Source organism: Bdellovibrio sp. ZAP7, from assembly GCF_006874645.1.
Lineage (GTDB): Bacteria > Bdellovibrionota > Bdellovibrionia > Bdellovibrionales > Bdellovibrionaceae > Bdellovibrio.
The window spans coordinates 965,684-989,099 of the sequence record NZ_CP030082.1 but is presented as its reverse complement, the minus strand read 5'-3'; the positions used below and the strand labels follow the sequence as shown (position 1 = coordinate 989,099).

The following is a 23,416-nucleotide window of genomic DNA, read 5'->3' as shown; positions in this document are numbered from 1 at the left end:
CATAGCACATATAAATACGAATGAGTGGCCGTTTTCGGACATTGTCGGCAATATGATTGATTGCAATGTCCCAAAAGTACTCTGGCCAATTATAACGTTGAATAATCAAATTGGAATCACGGAGGTATTTATGCCAAGAGGTTCAAAAGAAAGCTATTCACCAAAACAAAAGAGAATGGCTGAGCATATTGAAGAAAGCGAAAAGAAACAGGGCCGTTCTGCCAAGTCAGCGGCGCGCATCGGTTGGGCCACGGTAAATAAAAAGACTGGTGGAGCTAAAGGAAAAAAGTCGAGCTCGACTGCCAAAAAAACTGCATCCAAACGTACAAAGCACTAGGAACCGGGAGGTGCGCCATCCCGCACCTCCTACAATCTTAGGCCCTTCACGGCACCCGTATTCACCTTCATCAAATCCTTCATCTGTTTTAAGGCAAAATCATTTTCTTTTTTAGTGTTGGAAGCGATACAGTCACAGGGAACTATAATCTTGAAATCATTCATATAGGCATCGTTCACCGTAAAAAGTACGCAGATATTTCCTGCAACTCCAGTAACAATCAGTTTCTTAGTACCCAGATCTTCCAGAAGAACCGGCAGATTAGTATTAAAAAAACCCGAATGCCGCGGTTTTAAAATAAAATAGTCTTTTTCAGTGGGTTGCAATAACTCTGATATTTTTCGACCTGTGGATTTTGGTTCAGAACAAAATCTGTAAACTTCCTGCCAACTGGAACGCCACAATTTGAAGTTGTCATTGACATAAATAACAGGAATTCCTTTTTTGTAAGCTCTTTGTTTTAAAGATAAGATCTTACCCGCCACTGGCAGAGAAGAAGCGGCAAGCTTCTCTCCTCCAGGGAAATCAAAGTTATTGATCATATCAATAATCAATAACGCCGTAGTATTGCGCTGGCGAATCTCATTTGGCTTCATCGTTTGTCAGGTGAATCAGGTTTTGACATTCGGCCATGCATTTTGGCGGCAACCTTTTGAGGCATAAACTTCGCGGCCGCTGTTTGTACCTTGTTCATAAACGAACCCGCAATCACCATGTCTTTACCTGCCATAAGTGCTTCATAACCCATCTCTGCTACTTCTGCTGCATCATCTTTTTCAGCGTGACCAACTTTAGTTTCATCCATTCCGGCACGATGGAAGAAATTGGTTTCAGTTGGACCTGGCAGAAGCGCAGTCACCGTGATGCCTTTATCGATATTCTCTGCCCGCAAAGCTTCCGCGAAAAATTGTACAAATGCTTTTGTACCGGCATACACCGCTTCATAAGGCCCCGGCATAATCGCTGCCACTGATGAGGTTATCAAAATTCTCCCGTGCCCGACTTTAAGCATATCTCTTAATATGAGTTTTGCGAGATGTACGGTTGAAATCACGTTCAGATTCAGCATTTTTATTTCTTGATCCAACGAGGTTTTGTCAAAGCTTGCTCCACCGACTCCGACGCCTGCATTCAAAGCAATCGAATCCACAGGGCAATTGATTGAAATGATCTTCTGATAAGCTTGCTCGACCCCAGATCTATCAGCAAGATCCGCTTGCAGCACGTGGACCAAATTTCCGTGCTCTCTAAAAGCATCAGCTGCGGTATGAATTCCCTCATCCTCAGCGATGACCACAAGATCATAACCATTTTTAGCAAACTGGTGTGCCAGGTGAAATCCGATACCACTGGAAGCTCCTGTTACGACGGCAAGCTTTTTTCCTGATCCTATATTTTCCATGGTGTTGATCCTCCTCTTCAGACTTTTCTATTTTGCGAAATTTCAAAGCGCCTGCGGAATATTTTTGAAGAAATCAGTCAAACCACACATCCACGATCTTACTCTGGTCGAAATCGTGTCTTAATTGAAAGAATCCTTAGCCTTTTCCAGTCTTTTTCATTCAGGGAAACAGGCGGAGGATAGTAATTAACCAAGGAGGTATTTATGGCTAACCAAAACCAACAAAATCAAAACAGCGGCCGCTCTCAGCAAAATCAACAGCAGACGGGCCAATCTCAGAATACGTGGGATAAAGGCCAAAAAGGCGAAAGCTCTCGCACAAGCCAGCAATCCACCAACACTTCTAAAAATTCCCAACAACGCTAAAGTATAGATTATTACAGCTGGCTCTGATTTTTGTCAGGGCCAGTCACTTGTAATGTATTACAAACTTTAGTTCCTCTTCGAAGTTCAGCATAATTGAATCTCCGGGGAGGTTTAATGACACTGAAACAGCAGATGTGGCTTTTGGTTTTGGGATTTACAGTAATATTGATGTCAGTCGGAATTCTGTCATTTGTAAACTCCTCCACTTTGATGCGCAATTTCGACAATGTCGCGCAGATTCAACTCCCCGCTGTTCGCTATATGACCCTGGCTGATATGATGCATGATGGACTTCGTGCGGTCGCGAGAGGTGCATTGCTCTCTGCCAAGATCAATGACAAACCTGGATTGGACGAAGCACAGACCGAAGTCAAAGAGATGGCTGGTAATTTTAAAACCTATATTGAGAAGCTCACCTCCCTTCAACTCCAGTCTGAAACCAAAGCGGCCCTCTCCAGCGTCATGCCTGCGATGAACTCTTACATTGAGCAATCTGAAACTCTTGTCGGCCTTTCTGCCAACCAAGGGTTTGATGTGGCGATTTTAAAACTTCCAGATTTTGAAAAGTCTTTTAAAGTCCTGGAACAAGAAATGGAAAAACTGGGCGAACTCATTGAAAAGGACGCCGGTGCCGTTCACAATTCGGGCGCAAGTCTGCGCACTATTAATTTGACGACGGCGATTGTGGGCGCACTTCTGTGTGTGCTGTTCGGTGCAGTGATCATTCACAAGCTGAGTCAAAGAATTAGTGAGATTGCTCGTGGTGTCCAGCAAACTGGCGGCGAACTGGATGAATCCAGTCGTGCATTAACGGAAACCTCGACGATGCTTGCTTCTGGAGCGACACAATCTGCGGCTTCTCTAGAGGAGACCGCAGCCTCGCTGGAAGATATTACGAATGCTTTTAAGATCACTTCGAACTCGGCCATTTCTGCCGCTGAGGTGTCAGGAAAAACTCTGCAGGCTTCTTTAAAAAGTACCGAAGCTACTCAGCATTTGATTCAGTCCATGCAAAGCCTGGAGTCCTCGGCTACAAAGATGGTTGATATCATTCAAGCAATTGATGATATCGCTTTTCAAACAAACTTGCTGGCGCTAAATGCTTCGGTCGAAGCCGCCCGTGCCGGAGAATTGGGTAAAGGTTTCGCGGTGGTTGCTGAAGCCGTGCGCAGTCTTTCCCAACGAAGTGCGGGTTCTGCCAAAGATATCTCGCAGATGATTGAAAGCAATCGGCTGCAGATAATCGAAGGTGCGCGAATTGCGAAGGAAAGTGAGCAGTTCATGTCAGAGGTGCTTGAGTCCGTTAAAAAAGTTTCCAGTATTAATGCCGAGATTTCCGAATCATCACATCAACAGTCTTCGTCGATTCAGCAGATTAGCCTGGCATTTGGAAAAATTGATCAGACTTCTCAAGAAAATGCCAAGGTCGCCCAGGTGGTCTCTGAAATGTCAGAAAGAATCTCCCAAGCCTCGCACAATGTGGGTGGCATCTTGCAGACTCTTTCAAAGCTTACTGGCAAAGCCGAAGATCAAAACAGTCTGCTATAATTATTTTTTAGAAGCGGATTTATCATCGAAGGCGTAGATCTTAACTTTCTTGCCTTCTTCCACTCTCATCACTTCAGCACAATTGCTTTGTCGTGAGACTGCCGACATCTTTTCCGCGGCTTCAGAGGACTTTACGGTTTTAATATCGCACAGAAGTTCTGATTTATACTTCAAGCAGAGTTGATTGAACTTTACATCAAAGTCCTTGTATTTCTTATTCATGAAGGCAGCGACCATGTCTCTGCGCTCCTGCTGGTTGATTTTTTCAAAGCATTTGGTTGATTCAGCCAAGGCAGAGTTTGCGAACAGAATGACTACAACACAAGTCTTGAGTACGTTCATAATTTCTCCTCGAACATAAAGCCTATCGGGAGGGGAAAGTTTGTCAACTTCTTAACAAATACTTCGGCTATAGAGAGTTCTCACAAAGACGGGAACAAAATATTGTTATTTTCTCGATAGGGAACATAAACTTTTTTAATACCCAGCCGATAAGACAGGAGCATAGCTCTAACTGTACGTTTTTTCCAGGAGTGATGTATCAAAAAGAGACGATCTAACGACATCATTGTCGTCATAATATTGTTGTGCGCTGTTGGCTTTATCTTCTTTATGAAGGATTTCATTTCCAAAGACCGTTGTGAGGAAAGACGTGGCTGTTGGGATGAAGTAGAGAATACTTGCCGTAAAGATGAACCGAACGCGGAATATCTTTGCTCACGCAAAAAAAATTAATTCCAGACACGGGCCTAATGGATGTTTCCAGAACTCCAGGATGGCGGGTCACTTGCTGGGAATGAATCGTCGATAGTCATGTCGACATCTTCCTCGCGAGAAGGTTTGGTCCCGACAACCGGAACTTCCCGTTGAGTTTGAATTAGTCTATTAATCAGGTAGCCTAACGCCACGGCACCGACCGCTGTTAAAATCACATTTCTCGTTTGCATCGTGAACTCCTTTTTTGGAGGGTAAAAAAAAGGAGCCCAGTTTACGACGGCTCCTTTTTATTTTTTTTAGAAACCTATTCATCATCTTCCATCATTGAAGATTGGTTTCTGGATGAGCGCGAACTGCCGCCCGAGCTGCTGCCGCGCGAAGAGCTTGATGATGATTTGCCAGAGCTTGAACGGCCCTGAGAACTTGCTTTCGTACTCGAACTTTTACGACTGTTTTTATTGGTAGCCATGTGGCACCTCCTTTTACTCTTGAGTGTGACTATAAGGGAATTTTCAGTGAGTAATAGGACTGGTGTTTAAAATCAGTAGTTATTTTGAGAATGAGAAACGCGAGTAGTTCAAACTCCTAAGCAGAATTTCTCTCGTAAAACACACTCAAAAACATGAACTGGAGTCACTGATCAAAATTTATTGATGATTTACCCGCTGTGTATATTCAGCGAACTTTCCTATTTACCGATTAATTACATATGCACGTACGGGGAACACGCGAATTTAGTCTCAAAACTGGACTGTCTCAGATAGCTAGATATCTGGGAATTTGCGCCCTATCATTTCTTTCAGCCTGCAGTCTGGATTTAAATATCTGGTCTGAACACGGCAACACTTTGACCGGCAAAGTGCAAATGACCGGCATAACCTCGTCTGCTGCCTGCGCTGCAGGTGACAAAAAAGCCTATCTTCATCAGCTTAACAACGATGGCTCGGTCGACGAAAATCCCTTGGCGTCTGTCGATTTAGATTTTGATTATAGTTTCCAATTCACAAACTTGTTCACTATTGCTCCGACTGCGAAATATTTCATTAAGGTCGATGCCTGTGGAAAAAAATTAAGCCGTCCTGTGACAGGTATGGAAAATCAAATCGTCAATTACACGACGAGCTTGGTCGGCTTAGTTCCGTATGTGCAAGTGAATGGTGTTAAAAAACTTCAGGATCTTAGCAGCGCTGAGCTTGAAGCTGTGATATCCACAATCGCCAACACTCCGAACGTGGCTACTTCTGAATCGATGAGCGAAGTTTATGACAGCTTGACTGCCGGCAGTGGGGCTACACAAAGTGCTCAGGTTGTCTCGACTTTCGGTTTAAATGCAATTACAGATTTCGTATCCATGGTGCCACCTTACATTGACACCCTGACAGCACCAACGGCGTACAACGAGATGAGTTCTGCGAGTCATACCGTAACAGCAGCTCACTGGTACGGCAGTTACTCTGCTGCCTATGAGTGGATCCTAAATGGAAACTCTGATGGCAATTCTGCGACCTACGCTTTTACTCCGACAAAAAATTCACAAGGGATGAATATCCTTCGTTTGAAAATCGGTACGGATGACGGCGGTGGTTTGATTGACTCGAACTATGCTGTGTTCGATCAAGAATATTCAGTGAATATTTTAAATACGTTCCCGGCGATTGCGCCAACTTTAAGCTTAACTTCTGCGGCAGTCACCAACTCGACCGCCACCACGGTGAGTATCGCAACCGGGGCCCTTCTCGCCAACTGCGACACCTTTTCAACTTTCGCGCTTTCTGAAAGTGCAACTTCAAGCGGAGTTGCATTTTCTGATTTTACACGCAGCTGCACCACAGCCGCGGCCCAACCTGAAAGCTACACATTATCCATGGGCGATGGAATTAAAACTGTTTACCTTTGGGCAAAAGATGGCGCTGGAAATATTTCAACAACTGCGACTTCGATTAACGTCACATATGATACGACTCCTCCGGTTTTATCTTTGACTGTTCCGACGGCAACTCAAGCCTCCTCAGCTATGAGTCTGGCTTTTACTGCATCAGATGTAACTTCCAGTGTCGCCGTTTTGAAACTGCAGTACTCGTTAGATAACACGACTTATTCAGATGTTGCGATCTTGACGGCCGCGACTTCACCCTATACTGGCTACACTCCAGCGGCTTCCGGATATTTGCGCCTGTATAGTGAAGATGCTGCGGGAAATTCAACAACGACAACTCCAGCGGCTTTCGTATTTGATAACACTCCACCGAATGCTCCGGTGGCCACTTTAACGACTGCCACCTTAACTAATAATCCTGTTGTTGCTTTGACGGTTGCAGACTGTACCGATACCGCGACATTGCTAATAACTGAAACTGCTGGGGCGCCATCTGCGAGCAATCCTGCTTGGGCTGCCTGCGCAGCGACTCCGGTCGTTCATAACTATACGGTCGTGGGTGAAGGCACTCACACTCTTTATATTTGGGCTAAAGATGTCGCCGGAAATATCTCTGCCACATCTGATAGCAAATCTATCGTTCTGGACACGACTCCCCCGGTTATTACATGGGTGACTCCGACGACGGACCAAAAAACAAGTGTCGCTGCCACAGTTACATGGCGTGTGACTGATATTCATACGTCTACCTCGCAAAATACCGTTCTTGAATATAGCGAGAACGCGGGTGCGAACTATTCCGTAATTTCAACGCAGGCCTTACCCGCAGGCAGTGCAACAAACCAAACCTACAATGCGACTTGGAATACTGCTGCAACTTTGAAAACAGTTAAACTCAAAGTCACCGTAACGGATGCTGCAGCAAACCAAACTGTCTATATTAAAGACCTTATTGTGGAATCAGAGCGACCGGTAATCAACACACTGACAATTGCAGATGGTGCGGCTGTTGTGGGTCTGGCCTCAGTGAATGCACAATTGGCTGTCACGCCTTCGACTTCAGCGACTTCTTATATGCGTATTTCTGAAACTGACTTTGATGTGAATACTGATAATGATGTCGGGTGGATGCCGTTTTCGAGTGATAAATTCAGTTTCTCGATGGCAAACACACCAGGCACGCACACGGTGTATGCGCAAATTAAAAACAATGCGGGGATCATGTCCCTGACTAAGTCTGTAACTTTAAAACTGGATACCGGCAACCCGCCAAGTATCAAAGTCACGTCACCTTCGGGCTCCGGCACTTATTTGCCTGGTAACGTAATGCCAATCACTTGGCAGTGTACAAGTAACAGTGCCGATATCGGTCTGGCAACAAAACCAATCTCCAGTATTCAATACACCATTGATGACGGTTTAAGTTATTTTACGATCGTTGATGACACAACTTCGAATCTGCCAGCCTCAGGCACATATAATTGGACGATTCCGGCAACAACACCGGCGGGTGCTACGATTTCTGCATCGACTCCGATCCGTGTTCTGGTGGCATGTAAAACAGCGGGCGGTGTGATCACGACGTCCCTTTCTGCGATTCAAAACTCAGCTTGGCAAATTCTGGTGGGTGACCCGGGGAATTTGGAAACTGGAGTGCATATCAGTGCCGCAGATATTTCAAATTCCAGTGGTGTCTTTGGGGATGCGCAAAACAACTTATACTCAGGCTCTCGTCTGCGCCATGCCATCACGAAAATTGACCGTCAAACGGGTTTGATCACGGAATGGCTCGGTGACATGTTCGTTGAGGGCTGCCCGACAAATTCTGTGGCGAAATTTATCACGCCACGAATTATCGACATTACTGGTGATACGATGACCATCGTGTCAACGCCTTGTCATACCATCACCCGGATTAAAATTTCCGACAAGAGCATCATCTGGAACAGAACAGTGCCATTGTTGACCGGTGATGATCGCTTGGCAAATTCAGGTCCAAGTTTTGACCAGTATTTAAAATCTGGTTACTATTACTTCCCGTCTCTTTATTCAGATAATATCTCTGCAAATGGTTTCTATGAGCTTGATTTGAACAATACTTCAAGTACGCCAAAACTGATTATCGGCAATACTGCCATGTGTACGGACTATACTCCGACAGTCAGCGCATCCGTATTCACGGACGATCTTTCTTTGCCATGTAAGTTTGTAACGTCACCAACTTCCCGTGGTGCGTTTATTACCGTTATGCCTGACAGAAGTAAAATCTTTGTATGGTGGAGAACCGCTGCCAATCAGGCAAGTAAGCTTACTTTAATCCAAGACTCTGCGACTCAACGTTATAATATTTCCGCTGTGACTGGATCCGCTTCGGATGGCGATGCGAGCTATTGTTCTCGCGGTGTATTTATGGGCAGCGACACCTCAAAAATATTCTGTATGCAAAATGCACGTAGTGGTCGTGATGTGACGTACATGAACACCTCGACTGGCACTACTGCCGGGGTAAAGACAACACTTGCAACCGACACTATTGATACGATCCAAGTATCCGTGGGCTCTTCAGACAAGGCTGTTTACATTGTTTCCAGAGAAACGAATGAACTTTTTGAAGTAAAATTCAATACAACCCTGTCTTCTACAAAAATCGGTGGTAACTCTTTCCTAACATTCGGAAACGGTACAGACCCATCACAGGTGGCGTTTACATCTATTGCGGGACTTGGCTATGAGTACGACAGCGGCACCAAAGTGGGCTACCTTTATACTCGTGGTATTCGCCATTTACGACGCATAAAACTAAGTGTGCCATCAGGTGGCACAGATGTCGCCGTCACGCGTGTTGATACGGCCTATAGTTCTTCCCTGAACGCGACCCTGAACACGTTTGGTACGATCCATGTCGCTCCAGACCGCAGCCTGGCGTACAATGGCTTAGATGGCAGCAGCAGGTACACTTGGGCGACTCACGATATGAGTGCCTGGAGTGTGACCGGAAATGCCAACTATGGTATTTCAAGCACTATTTATACAGGGACGATGTATGACTGGGGCTGGACAGGGACTTATCTTCCAGACAATAGTTTTTACTTCACGGCGTATTCCGATACAAATTTGTCGGCGAATTTGAAAATCTTTAAAGCCAATGGTGGCGGCGCAGGAACTGTTGCTGCCGGCAATGGTACGATCGGCACTTCGACTGTCTCCAGCGCTACGGATGCGACGACAGTTCCTTTAAAACGTATCTATGGCATGCAGCCGGATAAAGACGGCAATCTATTGGTATTCGACGCCGATAAAATTCGCAAAATCGTTCCAGGCAGCCCGGCTACGATCATTGACGTGATGGACCTGACTGCTCAAACAAATTATCCAACCGGAAGAGTCTGGATTGATGCCGTTTACAACAATGACAACGATGATTTCTACATGGTGGCTAATAATATCGCGACCGGCATCACCGAAGTCTTTAGCTTCCGCCCTGGCGTAGGCTTCCAATCGATTTCTGTCTCTGGGTTGAATCTGCCGGGTACTTTACCAGGCAGCAGAGGTAAAGCTTTTGTACTAAAAATCACTCCGATGGGTCTGGTGATGCAAGACTCGTATAAACGTCGCATTCTGGTGACACCGTTACTTCCATAATCGCAATTACACTTTGCGGCTTCCAGCTTTTTCATTGCCGTTTGTACTCAACGAAATATAGTTAACACCGAAATTTATTAACTCGATTCCGAGGTCATAATGCGGTTCTTATTCGTTGTTTTTGCGTTCTTGCTGAACTCCCTGGTAGCAAATGCCCAAGTCTCTATCATTGATCAAAGCCCCTCCTCCACTCAATGGAAGACAATTGAGAATGATTTTGTGAAAGTGATCTATCCAGAAACTTTCAAAAGTCGCGCGATATACGTCGCCAACATGATTGAGCATTACTCTCAAGTCGTGGGTCTTTCCTACGGAATTAAAACTCCAAAAAAAGTCACATTGATCATTCGTGACCAGATGGCAGAGCCCAACGGATTCGTTACTCTGATGCCACGCCGTACGGAGTGGTACGGTTCAACGACGTTCTCGCCGATCGTGGGTTCGACAGAATGGTATCAAACACTTTCCATCCATGAATACCGTCACGTTCAACAGTTCGATGCTTTTAGCCACAACACAGTTGATTATTTCAATTGGTTGTTCGGTGACTTGGGTATCGCCCTTGCTGACTCTTTAGTTAATAAGTCCTGGATGAAGGAAGGCGACGCCGTTTATGCGGAAACGAAATTCACAGATGCAGGCCGTGGCCGCTCCCCGCGTTTCTTGGCCCGTCTCAAAGCCCTTCTTATGGGCCGCGCGACACCGACTTACGATCAATTCATCAGTGGTACCTACCAAGACAGTCTGGTTAACCAATACGTCTATGGATACATTCTGATTTCCCGTGCTTATCAAAAGTACGGCGATGATTTCTGGGAAAAGATTAACGAAAAAAACAGTCGTGGTCCTCATCCTTGGAGATTTGAAAACGCGTTCAAAGATATTTCGGGCACTTCGTTCAGAAAATTCTATTACGAATCCTTTGATGAGCTTCGTAAACAATGGGCCAAGGATTCATTCCCGGGCCTTGAAAAAACGGAGTTCTCGGTTGCGACAGATCCTAAATTCCAAGATGGCGCGACTTACTTTATTCAATATGACTTAAACAAGGTTCCAGCTCTTTATAAAAAAACTGCGAATGAAACAGAAAAAGTAGTCGAAATTCCTTACACGGGTGACTTAGGTCGTCTGGACTATTCTGCAGACCACGCTGTTTATAGCGATTTCTTGCCGCATCCTCGTTATGGCTTTCAAGGCTATTCAGATCTGGTTCTGGTGAATCTAAAGTCTGGCTCTCATAAATACATGACGTCAGATTTGCGCGTTTACAACCCGCACTTCGGTCACGATGGTAAAACAGTGTTGGCGACGGAGTACCTGCAAGATCAAACTTGGCAGATCGTTGAGTTTGATCTAACTGGCAAGCGCTTACGCTCCTTGAAACTTGCGAATTTGAATTTGGTTGAAGCCGTTGCTTTGGACAAAGATAAAGTCGTGGTTTTTGCTTTGGATAAAGCCGGCTATCGCTCGATGATCCAGGCAAGCTTTGGGTCTGACAAATTCACAACGATTTTGCCGGGTTCTCGCAACAACATGTTCTCTTTGCACAGCAATGGAAATGGTGATGTTTTATTCGAGGCCCAATACAAGGGTGTCATCGAAATTCTGAAACTGAATTCAGCCACCATGACCTTCTCGCAGTGTACACAAAGTAAGATTGCCTCTTACTCCCCAACATTTGCAGGTTCTGAATTTTACTATTCTGAGCAATTCCCTTACGGAAACCGTATTCAAAAAGGTTCTTTGAACGATTGTAAGCCAATCGCTAAAACGGAACTGGTTGATTCCAAATATCTTGGCGACGACCCAAGTGATGCCTACAACAAATTTCCTGAAGTTAAAATCGCAGATCAATTGAACTACGACACTAAAAATGCTTCCAAGTATCATGAAGAAGATTACAGCGGCTTTGATGCCCGGGCCTTTACACCGCACACCTGGAGCTTCTTTGCTTCTCGGGGATTCGGTCTGACGGTTATGACCGACAACTACCTACGTGATTTCGGCGCCACTGTTTCTTTGGGTAGCGATGGCGAAGAAAACGTTCCGTATACGTCCTTGCAAGTTGATTTCAAACGCTACTGGCCAGTCTTGAGTCTTTTGGGTGATATCCGCAATCGTAAGACGAATGTGATGAACTCTGACCCCGAACAAGACTTAACTTGGCGTGAGGGTTCTTACGGTGTGGGGATGTTGCTTCCCTACCAGTTTAAGCATCATATGTATTCTGGATTCATGGGCTTGGGCTACTCCGCAAAAATCCTGCGCACGGAAAGCTACCGTGTTGATGATGTGGGCGTCCCAGGCACCGGATCTTCGCAATACGTTGATCAAACTGTGAACTTCCAATTCTCTTACGCAAAAGAAGCTCAGACACGTGCGATTCTTTCTCCGTGGAGCATTACTTTGCTTGCTGAATACGAAGATGCTTCGACAATGAACGAAGATTCTGTACCGGGATCCTACCGTACATATGGCAGCCTGGCTTTGACGACTCCGGGGATCTTCAGGAACAACAGCATCCTACTGGCCTTCAGCGGCCAACAAGGGGAAGAAGGAACGGGACATTATTTGTTCGCGCCACCGGTTATCAATCCAGTGGGCTACGTTTACTCTCGTGGTTTCGATTACAAAACCTCTGATAAATTTGCGAAGGCAAGTTTCAATTACATGTTCCCGATCGCTTATCCGGATTGGAATGCGGGCCTGTGGATTTACGTAAACCGCATTTACGCAAATTTGTTCCTGGATAACACGAAATACACAGCTGAAGGTATCGACCACAACCTGAAGAGCTCGGGTGCAGAGTTGATCTTGCAATCGAAACTCTTCCGCGTCCTGCCTCTAAGCTGGGGTGTTCGTTACATCCATAAAGCAGATCCTGATCAGGACGACGTGGAACTATACGTGGGCACTCAGCTGACACTGTTCTAATCCCTTGCTCCTTGGTGCAAGACCTGCTACCAAGGAGCCATGCCAACTCCTAAAAAGATCCCAAAAAAATATCAGCCCAAAGGCTTCGAAATCCTGCACGAGGATTTGGATATCATCGTGGGTAACAAATCCCCAGGGATCTTAACTGTCGCAGCCAAATGGGAACGCGAGAACACCGTCCACGGCCTTTTGAATCAATGGGTTCGTAAGGGCAATCCCCGCTCTACAAAAGTAGTCCATGTGGTGCACCGGCTGGATCAGGCGACTTCTGGCGTTTTGGTTTTTGCCAAAACCGAAGAGGTCATGAATTACCTAAAGGACAATTGGAAGTCCTTTAACAAAACGTACTATGCCATCGTTCATGGCAAGCTTGAGAAAAAAAGCGGCACCATCCAAAGCTATTTAAGCGAAGACGAAGATTACGTGGTTCATTCCAGCCAGGATTCTGATAAAGGCAAGCTTGCCATCACTGAATACACGGTTTTAAAAGAAACTGATAAATTCAGTCTTTTAAAAATCAATCTGCTAACAGGTAAGAAAAATCAGATTCGCGTGCATCTGTCAGGTGAAGGTCACCCAATCGTGGGTGATACCAAATACGGAAAGCCGAACTCACCATTTAAGAACTTGTTCCTGCACTCAGCAGAGCTTGAAATCAATCATCCGCACAACAAAAAGCGTATGCAATTTAAAGCACGCGTTCCCGCGTACTTTAAAACTTTGATCGACTTTGAATACTAATTTTGATTTTGAAAATTAGGCCTGAATTTCGGAAACAGCCCACAGACTGATCAGATCACCAAGACCCGCATTCACACGTCTGATGATTTGTTCCGCCGTGCCTTCGTGCGAAGGATAAGTGCTGTGAGTATCACTGACCAGGGTTACACCATAACCCAATTCACAGGCTTTTCTGCAAGTGGCATCAATGCAGTACTCTGATTGAAGACCCGCAATGATAAGTTTGTGAATACCTTTTTTCTTAAGGGTCGAATGAAGTTCTGAATCCGTAAATGGATCGGGATGATGCTTCTGTACTATTAAATCGCCATTTTCAATGACTAGATCGGAATGCAGCATCCAACCCTCGGTGCGAGTTTCATCGGGCTCCCCTGGCTGTCCGTTGTTTTGCACAAAGATCACCTGTGTGCCAGAGGCTCGCGCCAATTCCAAAAGTTTTTGGACGTTTTCAATCAACGCTTCAGCTTCAAAAACGGGATTAAAAGGGGCAAACATATTTGCCTGGACATCGACTAACATTAGAGCAGTGTTCAAGTTCATAGGAGCTAGAATATCTCATCCTGGCCCAATAGACCACCTCTCTCCTCGCATCCGGCACAAAGACTTGCTTAGCCCCACGATTCATCTAGAATAAAGAGAAATGTTTGAATTCAATCGCAAGACATTTACTATCGGCGCCCTGATCCTGGCAGCTATCCTGTATTGGAGAGCTCGTCCTGTGACTGTCGCTGACGGAGTGTTGATCCCTGAAGACCCCCTTCAAGAAGAACTAACTGACGGCGATAAAAAGCCGATCCGAATTGATGTCGGTGTTGCCGAACCATTAGCGCGATATAAAATTCGCGCCCGCGTGCTTTCAACGAATCGATATTACTTTGATCCGGGTTCGGGTATCTCTCCGATTGATCTTGCCCTGGGTTGGGGACCGATGTCGGATTCAAAAGTTTTAAATGAGCTAAGCATCGGTCAGTCACTTCGTTACTATCACGTGCGCTGGAAAAATCCGCCGATCTCGGAACAAGAAATTATGCGCCATAGTGCTAACGTGCACATTATCCCCGCAAATAAAATCATCCGCGATGTTGTCGTGGGTCTTCGCGAAGGTAATTTGATCGAACTTACCGGAAGTTTAGTTATGGTGAGCACCAAAGAAGGTGGCGAATGGAGAAGTTCCTTAAGTCGCGATGACACCGGTGCTGGCGCTTGTGAATTGATGCATGTGACGTCAATTCGTGTCCTTAATTAACTTTTGTAAACGTCAAACGGCAAAACGCAACCAAGATGAAAAGCCATTGAAAACCAAAGGGATTATTTTCGTCGTCTGCTTGACCCTTTTACGGAAACGTTCGTAGAACAACTCCACGATTAATAAAAATCCGATGGAGGATATCACATGAAATCAGTTCTAGTTTTGCTAGCTACTTTGTCTCTTTCTTCAGCTTTCGCTGCACCAAACGAAGATTTGACTCTTCCAGGTGAGCGTTGGATGTCTAAATTCACAGCTTACGTTTGCGACGATGGCAACACTCAAACGCAAACAGTTCCTGCTGACTTCGCAGCTTTGAACGTTCAGTTAGCAACTGCTACCACGGACTACTCTTTGGACAACCTTTTAATCAAAGGTACATTCTCTGAAGAAGGTTCTGTTTGTAAATACTCAGCTCTAGTATTCGCTGACAACACTGCAAAAACTGCTCAACTTGTTGATTCTCGTGCTTACGCTATCGAAGGAACTTCTGCTTGCGCAGCTGGTAAAGCCTTCCTTGATGCAGCCTTGAAGTTCAATAACTACAAATACCTTCACGGCCGCGCTGCGATCTACGTTCCAGTTTCAGATGCTGCTGCTCAATGCGGTGCGGGTGCATCCACTGTAGGTTTGCACTTCCAAGTTACTGGAAAAATCCAACAGTAATTTTTAAAAGTTTATTCTTTGAAATAAGCCGTTGAGTGAAAATTCAGCGGCTTTTTTTTACTCAACAGTCAAAAATTTTGTCGGATCCCAAAAAGTCCCATCGGGACTCATGCTACACCGTCTGTCGTAAAGTCCTTAAGTACATTGGCATTAGCTTGCGAAGGCATCATCAAAGCGACCAAAATATAGAAAGTGAGCCCATTACGCAAGCTCTCCAACCCTGCCAGTCCGGGAGGGAAAATAACATTTTGCCTACGAACTTTGAGTTGCCGATGATGAGGAAAAAAAGGGGGTCTCAGTGAAATCGCTTTTGTTTTTAGCAACTGCTTTTCTGATCAGTGTTCCCGTTTTTGCCCATGAATCTTCTGAGGAAATTTCGACGGATACCGAGGAGTACACAATCACAGTGAACGAAGATTCCGTGAGTGTTCAAGAATCCTATAACTATAATTTTGGTTTTGTGAAGAAGGGGAAATCTGAAACAGCACGCTTTCGTCTTCGCAACAACGGCAATTATCCGTTTTATATAAACGAGATCGATACTTCGGGAAAAGCCTTCAGTCATAAAGAAAACTGTGGCGGTGTTTTATGGCCCGGTCAATCTTGCAGAGCCACTGTGAAATTCGCACCAAAAGAAGTTGGACAGTACAATGGCAGTTTGCATTTTGATTTGATCGGACGATCTGATATTTGGGTTTACCTGCGCGGTTGGGGTTACAACTACTAGGTAGAATTTTTTGAAATAGTGGCGGTGAAATTCTAAATTCGCCGCCTTGTTAGCTTCTCGAAATTGAATTGGACCACAAAGAAAAAGATCTCCATTGGCGACTCCATATTGCGATTCCTTCAAACTTATCCTCTCTTATTGGTGACTTGTTAAAACTATTTTACAAGCTACACTTGCACACCGAGTCGTAGAGGACAAAATTCACCAAAACCCACGACTCGTTCTTGGCGATCGGCGCGCAGTTAGTTACAAGGGCGCTATGAAACAATTCACGAATCGAAGCGTAACTGGATTAAATTCAGCATTCCTACTCATTGTCGCGATCATGGTTTTGAATTCCGTTTTCCTGTACACGGCTTTTGAATCCGTAAAAAAAGACGAACAACGAGTTCTGCACTCGAACCAAGTCGTCATTGAAATTGAAAGCGTCATCTCTTTTGCCAAGGATGCTGAGACCGGTATGCGAGGCTTCCTGCTTACAGGTAACAAAGAATATCTTGAGCCCTATTATGCCGGAATCGCAAACTCTGAAGCGGCGATTGCACGACTGTCGAGTTTAATTCTCGACAATCCAAACCAAGTCGCTTTACTAAAAAGTCTCGAGAGTGTTTTAAAATCTCGTTTTGAGGTTCTGGAAGAAAACGTTCAGCATTTTCAGAAATCGGGACCGATGTCTCGCAAAAGCACTTTGAATGAAGGTAAGATCCTAATGGATCAAGCCCGTAGCTTTGTGACGAAAATGCACGCCGAAGAAAAACGAATTTTGGATACAAGACTTGCGGATGCAAATAAATCCCAGATCTATGTGGTTATTTCTTTGATCGGTTCCTGCCTATTGAACATCATTTTGGCAGCCACTGCTTACTACATCATCCGTCGTCGTCAAATTCTGCAATCCATCGAAGCCCAGGCTCGCGAGCGAGAACTGGCACTTAAAACTCGACTGGCCGAGATTTCCCAAATCGTCGCGATGGACTATGACTCCGCGACTATTTCGAAAAAAGTATTAGCCTTCGTCGCAGATGAACTTCGCATCCCGGCGGGCAGTATGTATGCGCACCGTGGAGATCATTTGGAAAGCACCGCGCACTTTGCCCGTGTCACAGACAATTCAGCGGCCGCTCCCCTGCAACAAGTCCCACTGAACGTCGGCTTGGTGGGCGAAGCATTCCGCAAAAATGAAATCGTCGAAATCGACAACATTCCTGCAAATTACTTCTGGGTAGGTTCAGGCTTAGGCAAAGCTCAACCGACATCCCTCGTACTGGTTCCACTTTTTGCCCTGAACAAACCTGTGGGTATCATGGAGCTCGCCTTCTTCCAACCTTTGAATGACCGTCAGCGCGACTTCTTACTTCAGTCGTCAGATTTGATCGCGACGGGCCTCGCTTCTGCTGAAAGCCGTGGGCACTTAGAGAATCTTTTAGACACGACTCAACTTCAGGCTCAAGAGTTGCAAACTCAACAAGAAGAGTTGCGTTCTGCCAATGAAGATCTGGAAGAGCAAGCCCGCATGTTGGAACGACAACAAGATGTTGTGAACACCCGCAACTCCGAGCTTGAAAAAATCAATCAATACAAATCAGACTTCCTGGCAAAGATGTCCCATGAACTTCGCACACCATTGAACAGTCTTTTGATTCTGTCCACTCTGCTTCGTGAAAACAAAGAAGGTAACCTGTCAGAGCAGCAGAAAAACTTTGCGGGAACCATCTATGATGCCGGCAATGATTTGCTAAATCTGATCAATGATATCTTGGATCTTTCCAAAATCGAGGCGCGAAAACTGGTTGTCCGCTCTGAGCGTTTTTCTTTGAAAAGCATGACGGATCAACTGCTCTCGACCTTTAAACCTCAGGCCGAGAAAAAAGGTCTATCGATTCGGGTGATCTTGGATTCCCAAGTGGAAGACCTGGTTATGGAAACCGATGCACAGCGCTTGGGGCAAATCTTGCGTAACTTCATGTCGAACGCCGTAAAGTTCACAGATATGGGAGCGGTTGAAATCAAGGGCCACAATTTCAAAAATGGTTTCGTTGATATCACCGTCAAAGACACCGGAATCGGTATCAAACCAGAACAACGCCTCACGATCTTTGAAGCTTTTGAACAAGGCAATAACCAGATCAGCCGCAAATACGGCGGCACCGGTCTGGGCCTGACAATTTCCAAAGAACTGTCTGAACTCTTAGGTGGTCAGATCGTGGTGCAATCCGAGGAAGGCAAAGGCAGCGAGTTTACCATCCGATTACCCATCGTCCTTCCCGCCGAGTTGACGTCGCCGCCGAAGACGCAAATGGACATCAATATATCCAAGGGCATTAGCTTTGATCAAGAGCTGCGCTCGGCTCCTTCCGAGGAAGTTGATAAAATCCTGAAATCTGTGAATGGCGAAAAAAGAACACTTTTGATTGTTGAAGACGATGAAAAGTTTAGCGACTTAGTGGCAGAGGCTGCCAAAGATCACGGGTTCAAGCCGGTTCAAGTTCATTCGGGAGAGCTTGCTTTGCAACTTCTGGATAAATTCATTCCGACTGCAATCATGCTGGATATTAAACTTCCTGGCGTCAGTGGATTTGGGGTTTTGGAATCTCTTAAAAAGATTCCACAACTACGCCACGTCCCGGTGCACATGATTTCTGCTTTGGACTATCCACAGCAGACTTTGCGTATGGGTGCAATGGGATACCTGGGGAAGCCGGTAACCATGGATCAGATTCATAGCGCAGTGGCGCAGCTTAAAACAGTCGCCGCAGAATCGACAAAAAAACTTTTGGTAGTCGAAGATAATCAGATCCAAAGAGAAGCGATCGTAGCGTTACTGCAGGCACCAGATATTGAACTGACATCGGTTGCCACCGGTGCAGAAGCCCTGAAAGAAGTTTTGGCACGTCATTTTGATTGTCTGGTTTTGGATTTGTCATTGCCAGACATGACCGGCAATGACTTTCTGGAAAAACTGAATGAACTGGATCACCCGCTTCCTCCAGTCATTGTCTATACTGCCAAACAAGTCAGCAAACGCGAGGAAGAATATCTGCGTAAATATTCTGAAAGCATCATTCTAAAAGGAGCACGCTCTCCAGAACGTCTTTTAGATGAAGTAAGTCTTTTCCTTCACCGCGTATCTGACACTTTGCCGTTGCAGCAGCAGCAGATTTTATCCGGCTTAAATGGCGAACAGAATTTCGACGGCCGCAAACTTTTGATCGTCGATGACGACATGAGAAATATCTTTGCGCTGACTCACGTCTTAGAAAGCAAAGGCTTTAAAGTCGATGCCGCTCGGGATGGTCAGGAAGCTTTGGATATGGCCGGCAAAGACGGAACCTATGATGCGATCTTGATGGATTTAATGATGCCGCGTATGGATGGATTTGAGTCTATGGAGCGTATTCGTGGACTGGTTGACCATAAAGACACTCCGATCATCGCATTAACTGCCAAGGCGATGAAGGGCGACCACGAAAAAGCTCTGGCATCCGGTGCGAATGACTATCTGTCTAAACCCATCAATATTGGAAATTTAGTTTCCGTATTGCGAGTGTGGTTGCACGAAAGAGATATGTTCTAGATGACAACTGCAAGCGTCCAACGTCACTTATTGCTAGAGGGAATTTTTTTGAAGTACGGATTCGACTTTAGAAAATACACGGAAGCGTCTGTGACTCGACGTATAGAGGTTATTCTAGGCAAGCATGCCATCCCCACGGAAGCGGACCTTTTGGCGCGCCTTCTGAACGACGAAGATTTTTTTCGCAAGATCATGCCTCTTTTCACGGTGAACACTAGTGAGATGTTTCGTGATCCCACTTTTTTTAAGGCACTGCGAACTCAGGTTATCCCCGTCCTCCGCACTTATCCAAATTTAAATATTTGGGTCGCAGGATGCAGTACCGGAGAGGAAGTTTATAGTTTGCAGATTTTGTTGCACGAAGAAGGACTTCTGGAAAGAAGCACCATCTATGCAACGGACATCAACCCCCTGGCGCTTAAAAAAGCCCAGGATGGTGTCTATGACCTGGAAGGCATTCGCGTGTTCACCAAGAACTATGTGGAGTCCGGTGGGATCAAATCCCCTTCTGACTACTACACAGTTCATTATAACCGCGCTCGAATGATTCCGGAGCTACGTGAACGAGTTGTGTTTTCAGAACATAACATGGCCACGGGCGAAGGCTTCGTCGAAGCCCATTTGATTTTATGTCGGAACGTGTTGATTTACTTTAACCGCGAACTTCAAGAGAGAGTGTTCAAACTCTTTTACGAATCACTCGCGTCCCGTGCTTTCCTGGGATTGGGAAGCAAAGAGAGCATTCGATTCTCCGCCTGTGCGGAAGGATTTGATGAGCTTAATAAGGATGACAAAATTTATCAGAAGGCGCGGACACCGCTCACCTTTTATAAATGATGTTAGATTGCATTTTAGTAACGATAAAATGCTAGAAAACAAACGGAAGTTGGTCGTTAATTATTCAACATGAAAATTCTGAAAGTAAGTGCCGTGAGGGCAGAATTCAGAGTGAAGGGGTAACGTGGACAAAACGAAGATTCTTATTGTGGATGACAACCCCGAGAACATCTTTGCGCTGAGCGAATTGATCAAAGCGGATGATCTGGATCTTATTACCGCAAACAAGCCCGAGCAGGCATTGTCGTTACTTTTAGACCACGATTTTGCACTGGCATTACTCGATGTTCAGATGCCTGACATGAGCGGGTTTGAACTTGCGCAATTTATTCGCGGTATTCAAAAAACTCGTCACTTGCCGATTATTTTTGTAACGGCCCAACAGCAGGATCAAAACATTATCTTTAAGGGCTACGAGAGTGGCGCCGTGGATTTGATGTTTAAACCGTTGGATCCATATATCGTGCGCTCCAAAGTTCAAACTTTTATTTCCTTGGATCGCCAGAACAAACTTTTGAAGGCTAAGATGGAAGAGGTCGAATTCCTGCGCAAACGTGCGGAACAAGCGAACCTTTCAAAGTCTCAATTCCTGGCCAATATGTCCCACGAAATCCGCACGCCCCTGGCTTCGGTTTTGGGTTTTTCAGATGTTTTGGTTCAAGAAGATTTAGGCGAGGCTGAAAAGCAGGACTCCCTGGCGGCGATCCGCCGGAACGGAGAATTATTACTGCGTCTGATAGATGATATTTTGGATCTATCAAAAATTGAAGCGAACCAGCTTCATTTTATGAAAGCGTCTTTTAACTTTGATGATTTGCTAAAAGATATTGCAACGACTTTAGGTCTTAAGGCTTCTGATAAAGGCATCACTCTTGAAGTGGACGCTAAAAATCCACCGGGGCTTTGCTATAACTCTGACCTTGAGCGCATTAAGCAAATTCTTTTAAACGTCACTGGCAACGCAATTAAGTTCACGGCCCAAGGCTCGGTTAAAATTCATTGCTACATCCAACCCGATCGTAATCATCACGACCGCGTGGTTTTTGAAATCCGTGACACGGGTATTGGTATCTCTGAAGAGGAATCCAAAAAACTTTTCCAACCCTTTAGCCAAGCCGATATCTCAACTCGCAAACGCTACGGCGGTACAGGCTTGGGATTAGTTATTTCCCGTGAACTTGCAAAATCCATGGGTGGAGATTTAAAACTTATTTCATCTGCACCGAATGTCGGTTCGTTCTTTGAAGTTTCGATGCTTTTGGAAAAATCTCAAGTCATCAACCAAACCATCGAGCAAAAGGTGGAAGCTTTAAGCAAAGACGTTGATTTGAAAGGTGCAAAAATCCTGGTGGTCGACGACGTCAGTGACAATCGCCTGTTGATTGATCGCTACATGCGCAACACGCACTCAGAAATCCTGCAGGCGGCAAATGGTCTCGAGGCAATTGCAATCATGGAAGGACACAATCCTGACTTGATCTTGATGGACATTCAAATGCCTATCATGGACGGGTACGAAACGGTTCGCCGCATCCGCGCTGCTGGTTACACCAAACCCATCATTGCTTTAACTGCCCATGCGATGAAGGAAGAGGGTCAAAAATGTATGGACGCTGGTTGTGACGGAGTTCTTACCAAACCAGCACGCCGCAAGGAGCTTTTGGGTAAGATTCAGGACGTTCTTGTAACTTAGTTCACGGATCTGCATGAAGCCAGAAGGCCATAGCCTGCTATTCCGTCGACACACCATCCGTGGTTCACGGTCGCCGGCTTTGCCGGTTCGCGCATCCTGCGCCGACGGAGGTCGACTGCATAGCAGGCTATGGCCTTCTGGCTTCATACAGACGCGAACTAACTTTCATTCGTTGTATTTTATTGATGCTCTATGCGGCTTTAGAATCTTGTAGGGAACTTAGCCAGTGGTTGAGTTCTTTTTTTTGTGCGCTGGAGATTGCGGTGTAATCGAAGAAATAGATTTCTTCGTTTTTCATAGTGAATTTAGTTCTGAGTTTTAGGTCCTTCGCCAGAAAGAGATCTATTTCTTTCTCTGTTATATCTGACGGCGGCGTTTTGAGGCCTTTGATTTGGATTCCCTTGCTTGAAATGGATACTAGCTGGCCCCAAGGATTTTGACCTTCGAATTGGAATAGAATCTTTTTTCTGATGCTTTGAATTTTGCGGGTAGCGGTCGGCTTTGAGTTTGGTTTTGCTTGAATTTTAGGCTGCAGGACAACTACTTTGCCTGGTGTTTTTGGCAATTCTGTTGGTTTTAGTTTCCTTACGACGTCTTTTCCTGCATTGGCTTTTGGGGCCTGTGCTTTTGCAGCTACTGGGGGTGCGGTCGTTACGGCACTTGCCGTAGCCAGTTGGGCTTGTGCTTTCTCTTTGGGCTTTGAAGATGGCTTCGTGTTTTCTACTTTAAACACCAATTGATCGGCGATGAACATGAAGACTGCGATGTTCGTCAGGAAGAATGTCCATGTAAGGCCGCTGGATTTTACGTGTTTGAAGTCTGAAACTTGAAGTGCAATATAGCCACCTAATAGCGCTAGCGCGAATTTCCACACGGACTTTGAGCCTCTTAGCATTAAAAAGCCTATGGCTATGGTGGCTACATAGAGGATTTGATTAAAAACTGAGCCTGCAGCGATTACTTTTTTGAACATTTCGAATGTCCATTGGCCGTAGACACCGTCAAGAGTCGACATTTTTGCTAGAGTGTTACCGATGGGAGCAAAGACTAAAGCTGCGCCGAAAGTTTGGATGACGGCTTTTTTTTCTAGGACTCGGGTTAGAAACATTG

General features: G+C 45.4%; 19 protein-coding genes. 12 read left to right on the top strand and 7 right to left on the bottom strand.

Going from position 1 to position 23,416, the window contains the following annotated elements; all coding sequences use genetic code 11:
* The first annotated feature begins 130 nt into the window (after positions 1–130).
* Positions 131–337, top strand: a complete 207-nt coding sequence (locus DOM22_RS04860; RefSeq protein ID WP_142699296.1) for a hypothetical protein — start codon at positions 131–133, stop codon at positions 335–337.
* Between the two features lie 29 nt (positions 338–366).
* Here the strand turns inward: DOM22_RS04860 and DOM22_RS04855 are convergent, their stop codons facing one another.
* Together DOM22_RS04855 and DOM22_RS04850 are read right to left on the bottom strand one after the other, a co-directional pair.
* Positions 367–933: a cysteine hydrolase family protein gene (locus tag DOM22_RS04855; RefSeq protein WP_142699295.1), complete on the bottom strand. Its 567-nt coding sequence runs from the start codon at positions 931–933 to the stop codon at positions 367–369.
* Positions 930–1,739 carry an SDR family oxidoreductase gene (locus DOM22_RS04850; protein WP_142699294.1) on the bottom strand — a complete coding sequence of 270 codons (810 nt, stop codon included), beginning with the start codon at positions 1,737–1,739 and terminating at the stop codon, positions 930–932. Before DOM22_RS04850 ends, DOM22_RS04855 begins: the two co-directional genes overlap by 4 nt.
* Positions 1,740–1,943: 204 nt before the next feature.
* On the opposite strand from DOM22_RS04850, the gene DOM22_RS19855 reads away from it, so the two are divergent.
* Together DOM22_RS19855 and DOM22_RS04845 are read left to right on the top strand one after the other, a co-directional pair.
* Positions 1,944–2,105: a hypothetical protein gene (locus tag DOM22_RS19855; RefSeq protein WP_168196554.1), complete on the top strand. Its 162-nt coding sequence runs from the start codon at positions 1,944–1,946 to the stop codon at positions 2,103–2,105.
* A 114-nt stretch (positions 2,106–2,219) separates the two neighbouring features.
* A complete protein-coding gene (locus DOM22_RS04845; RefSeq protein WP_142699293.1) occupies positions 2,220–3,653 on the top strand; it encodes a methyl-accepting chemotaxis protein in 1,434 nt (477 codons plus the stop codon).
* On the opposite strand, the gene DOM22_RS04840 is transcribed toward DOM22_RS04845, so the two are convergent.
* The 3 genes from DOM22_RS04840 to DOM22_RS19850 form a co-directional block, all read right to left on the bottom strand.
* On the bottom strand, positions 3,654–3,995 hold the full coding sequence (locus DOM22_RS04840; protein WP_142699292.1) for a hypothetical protein: 342 nt from the start codon (positions 3,993–3,995) through the stop codon (positions 3,654–3,656). It abuts the gene before it with no gap.
* 407 nt (positions 3,996–4,402) lie between these two features.
* A complete protein-coding gene (locus DOM22_RS04835; protein WP_142699291.1) occupies positions 4,403–4,600 on the bottom strand; it encodes a hypothetical protein in 198 nt (65 codons plus the stop codon).
* A 74-nt stretch (positions 4,601–4,674) separates the two neighbouring features.
* The gene (locus DOM22_RS19850) at positions 4,675–4,839 is read right to left on the bottom strand and encodes a hypothetical protein (RefSeq protein WP_168196553.1); all 165 of its coding nucleotides are present in this window, start codon (positions 4,837–4,839) and stop codon (positions 4,675–4,677) included.
* Positions 4,840–5,235: 396 nt separating this feature from the next.
* On the opposite strand from DOM22_RS19850, the gene DOM22_RS04830 reads away from it, so the two are divergent.
* The 3 genes from DOM22_RS04830 to DOM22_RS04820 all read left to right on the top strand — a co-directional run bounded on the left by DOM22_RS04830 (position 5,236) and on the right by DOM22_RS04820 (position 13,563).
* On the top strand, positions 5,236–9,888 hold the full coding sequence (locus tag DOM22_RS04830; protein WP_168196552.1) for a hypothetical protein: 4,653 nt from the start codon (positions 5,236–5,238) through the stop codon (positions 9,886–9,888).
* Between the two features lie 99 nt (positions 9,889–9,987).
* Positions 9,988–12,822: a hypothetical protein gene (locus DOM22_RS04825; RefSeq protein WP_142699289.1), complete on the top strand. Its 2,835-nt coding sequence runs from the start codon at positions 9,988–9,990 to the stop codon at positions 12,820–12,822.
* A 39-nt stretch (positions 12,823–12,861) separates the two neighbouring features.
* Positions 12,862–13,563, top strand: coding sequence for an RluA family pseudouridine synthase (locus DOM22_RS04820; protein ID WP_142699288.1), 702 nt, complete (start codon positions 12,862–12,864; stop codon positions 13,561–13,563).
* 15 nt (positions 13,564–13,578) lie between these two features.
* Here the strand turns inward: DOM22_RS04820 and DOM22_RS04815 are convergent, their stop codons facing one another.
* A complete protein-coding gene (locus DOM22_RS04815; protein WP_142699287.1) occupies positions 13,579–14,103 on the bottom strand; it encodes a cysteine hydrolase family protein in 525 nt (174 codons plus the stop codon).
* Between the two features lie 100 nt (positions 14,104–14,203).
* On the opposite strand from DOM22_RS04815, the gene DOM22_RS04810 reads away from it, so the two are divergent.
* From DOM22_RS04810 to DOM22_RS04785, 6 genes are all read left to right on the top strand, one after another.
* Positions 14,204–14,809 carry a hypothetical protein gene (locus DOM22_RS04810; protein ID WP_142699286.1) on the top strand — a complete coding sequence of 202 codons (606 nt, stop codon included), beginning with the start codon at positions 14,204–14,206 and terminating at the stop codon, positions 14,807–14,809.
* A gap of 147 nt (positions 14,810–14,956) precedes the next feature.
* On the top strand, positions 14,957–15,475 hold the full coding sequence (locus DOM22_RS04805; protein WP_142699285.1) for a hypothetical protein: 519 nt from the start codon (positions 14,957–14,959) through the stop codon (positions 15,473–15,475).
* A gap of 298 nt (positions 15,476–15,773) precedes the next feature.
* Entirely contained in the window at positions 15,774–16,202 is a 429-nt protein-coding gene (locus tag DOM22_RS04800; protein WP_142699284.1) for a choice-of-anchor D domain-containing protein, read from the top strand.
* Between the two features lie 259 nt (positions 16,203–16,461).
* Positions 16,462–19,776, top strand: a complete 3,315-nt coding sequence (locus tag DOM22_RS04795; RefSeq protein ID WP_142699283.1) for a response regulator — start codon at positions 16,462–16,464, stop codon at positions 19,774–19,776.
* A complete protein-coding gene (locus DOM22_RS04790; protein ID WP_142699282.1) occupies positions 19,777–20,613 on the top strand; it encodes a protein-glutamate O-methyltransferase CheR in 837 nt (278 codons plus the stop codon).
* A 124-nt stretch (positions 20,614–20,737) separates the two neighbouring features.
* Positions 20,738–22,306 (top strand): response regulator, encoded by a 1,569-nt coding sequence (locus tag DOM22_RS04785; RefSeq protein WP_142699281.1) that lies wholly within the window; start codon positions 20,738–20,740, stop codon positions 22,304–22,306.
* 190 nt (positions 22,307–22,496) lie between these two features.
* Here DOM22_RS04785 and DOM22_RS04780 read toward each other — a convergent pair whose 3' ends face one another.
* The gene (locus DOM22_RS04780; protein ID WP_142699280.1) at positions 22,497–23,414 is read right to left on the bottom strand and encodes a hypothetical protein; all 918 of its coding nucleotides are present in this window, start codon (positions 23,412–23,414) and stop codon (positions 22,497–22,499) included.
* Positions 23,415–23,416: the final 2 nt, after the last annotated feature.

Bases quoted from the DNA above. Each gene is read 5' to 3' on its own strand.
- DOM22_RS04840 (WP_142699292.1), bottom strand. From the start codon at position 3,995: ATGAACGTACTCAAGACTTGTGTTGTAGTCATTCTGTTCGCAAACTCT.
- DOM22_RS04790 (WP_142699282.1), top strand. From the start codon at position 19,777: ATGACAACTGCAAGCGTCCAACGTCACTTATTGCTAGAGGGAATTTTT.
- DOM22_RS04795 (WP_142699283.1), top strand. From the start codon at position 16,462: ATGAAACAATTCACGAATCGAAGCGTAACTGGATTAAATTCAGCATTC.
- DOM22_RS19855 (WP_168196554.1), top strand. From the start codon at position 1,944: ATGGCTAACCAAAACCAACAAAATCAAAACAGCGGCCGCTCTCAGCAA.
- DOM22_RS04780 (WP_142699280.1), bottom strand. From the start codon at position 23,414: ATGTTTCTAACCCGAGTCCTAGAAAAAAAAGCCGTCATCCAAACTTTC.
- DOM22_RS04850 (WP_142699294.1), bottom strand. From the start codon at position 1,739: ATGGAAAATATAGGATCAGGAAAAAAGCTTGCCGTCGTAACAGGAGCT.
- DOM22_RS04825 (WP_142699289.1), top strand. From the start codon at position 9,988: ATGCGGTTCTTATTCGTTGTTTTTGCGTTCTTGCTGAACTCCCTGGTA.
- DOM22_RS04855 (WP_142699295.1), bottom strand. From the start codon at position 933: ATGAAGCCAAATGAGATTCGCCAGCGCAATACTACGGCGTTATTGATT.
- DOM22_RS04835 (WP_142699291.1), bottom strand. From the start codon at position 4,600: ATGCAAACGAGAAATGTGATTTTAACAGCGGTCGGTGCCGTGGCGTTA.
- DOM22_RS04815 (WP_142699287.1), bottom strand. From the start codon at position 14,103: ATGAACTTGAACACTGCTCTAATGTTAGTCGATGTCCAGGCAAATATG.
- DOM22_RS04845 (WP_142699293.1), top strand. From the start codon at position 2,220: ATGACACTGAAACAGCAGATGTGGCTTTTGGTTTTGGGATTTACAGTA.
- DOM22_RS04860 (WP_142699296.1), top strand. From the start codon at position 131: ATGCCAAGAGGTTCAAAAGAAAGCTATTCACCAAAACAAAAGAGAATG.
- DOM22_RS04810 (WP_142699286.1), top strand. From the start codon at position 14,204: ATGTTTGAATTCAATCGCAAGACATTTACTATCGGCGCCCTGATCCTG.
- DOM22_RS04805 (WP_142699285.1), top strand. From the start codon at position 14,957: ATGAAATCAGTTCTAGTTTTGCTAGCTACTTTGTCTCTTTCTTCAGCT.
- DOM22_RS04820 (WP_142699288.1), top strand. From the start codon at position 12,862: ATGCCAACTCCTAAAAAGATCCCAAAAAAATATCAGCCCAAAGGCTTC.
- DOM22_RS04830 (WP_168196552.1), top strand. From the start codon at position 5,236: ATGACCGGCATAACCTCGTCTGCTGCCTGCGCTGCAGGTGACAAAAAA.
- DOM22_RS19850 (WP_168196553.1), bottom strand. From the start codon at position 4,839: ATGGCTACCAATAAAAACAGTCGTAAAAGTTCGAGTACGAAAGCAAGT.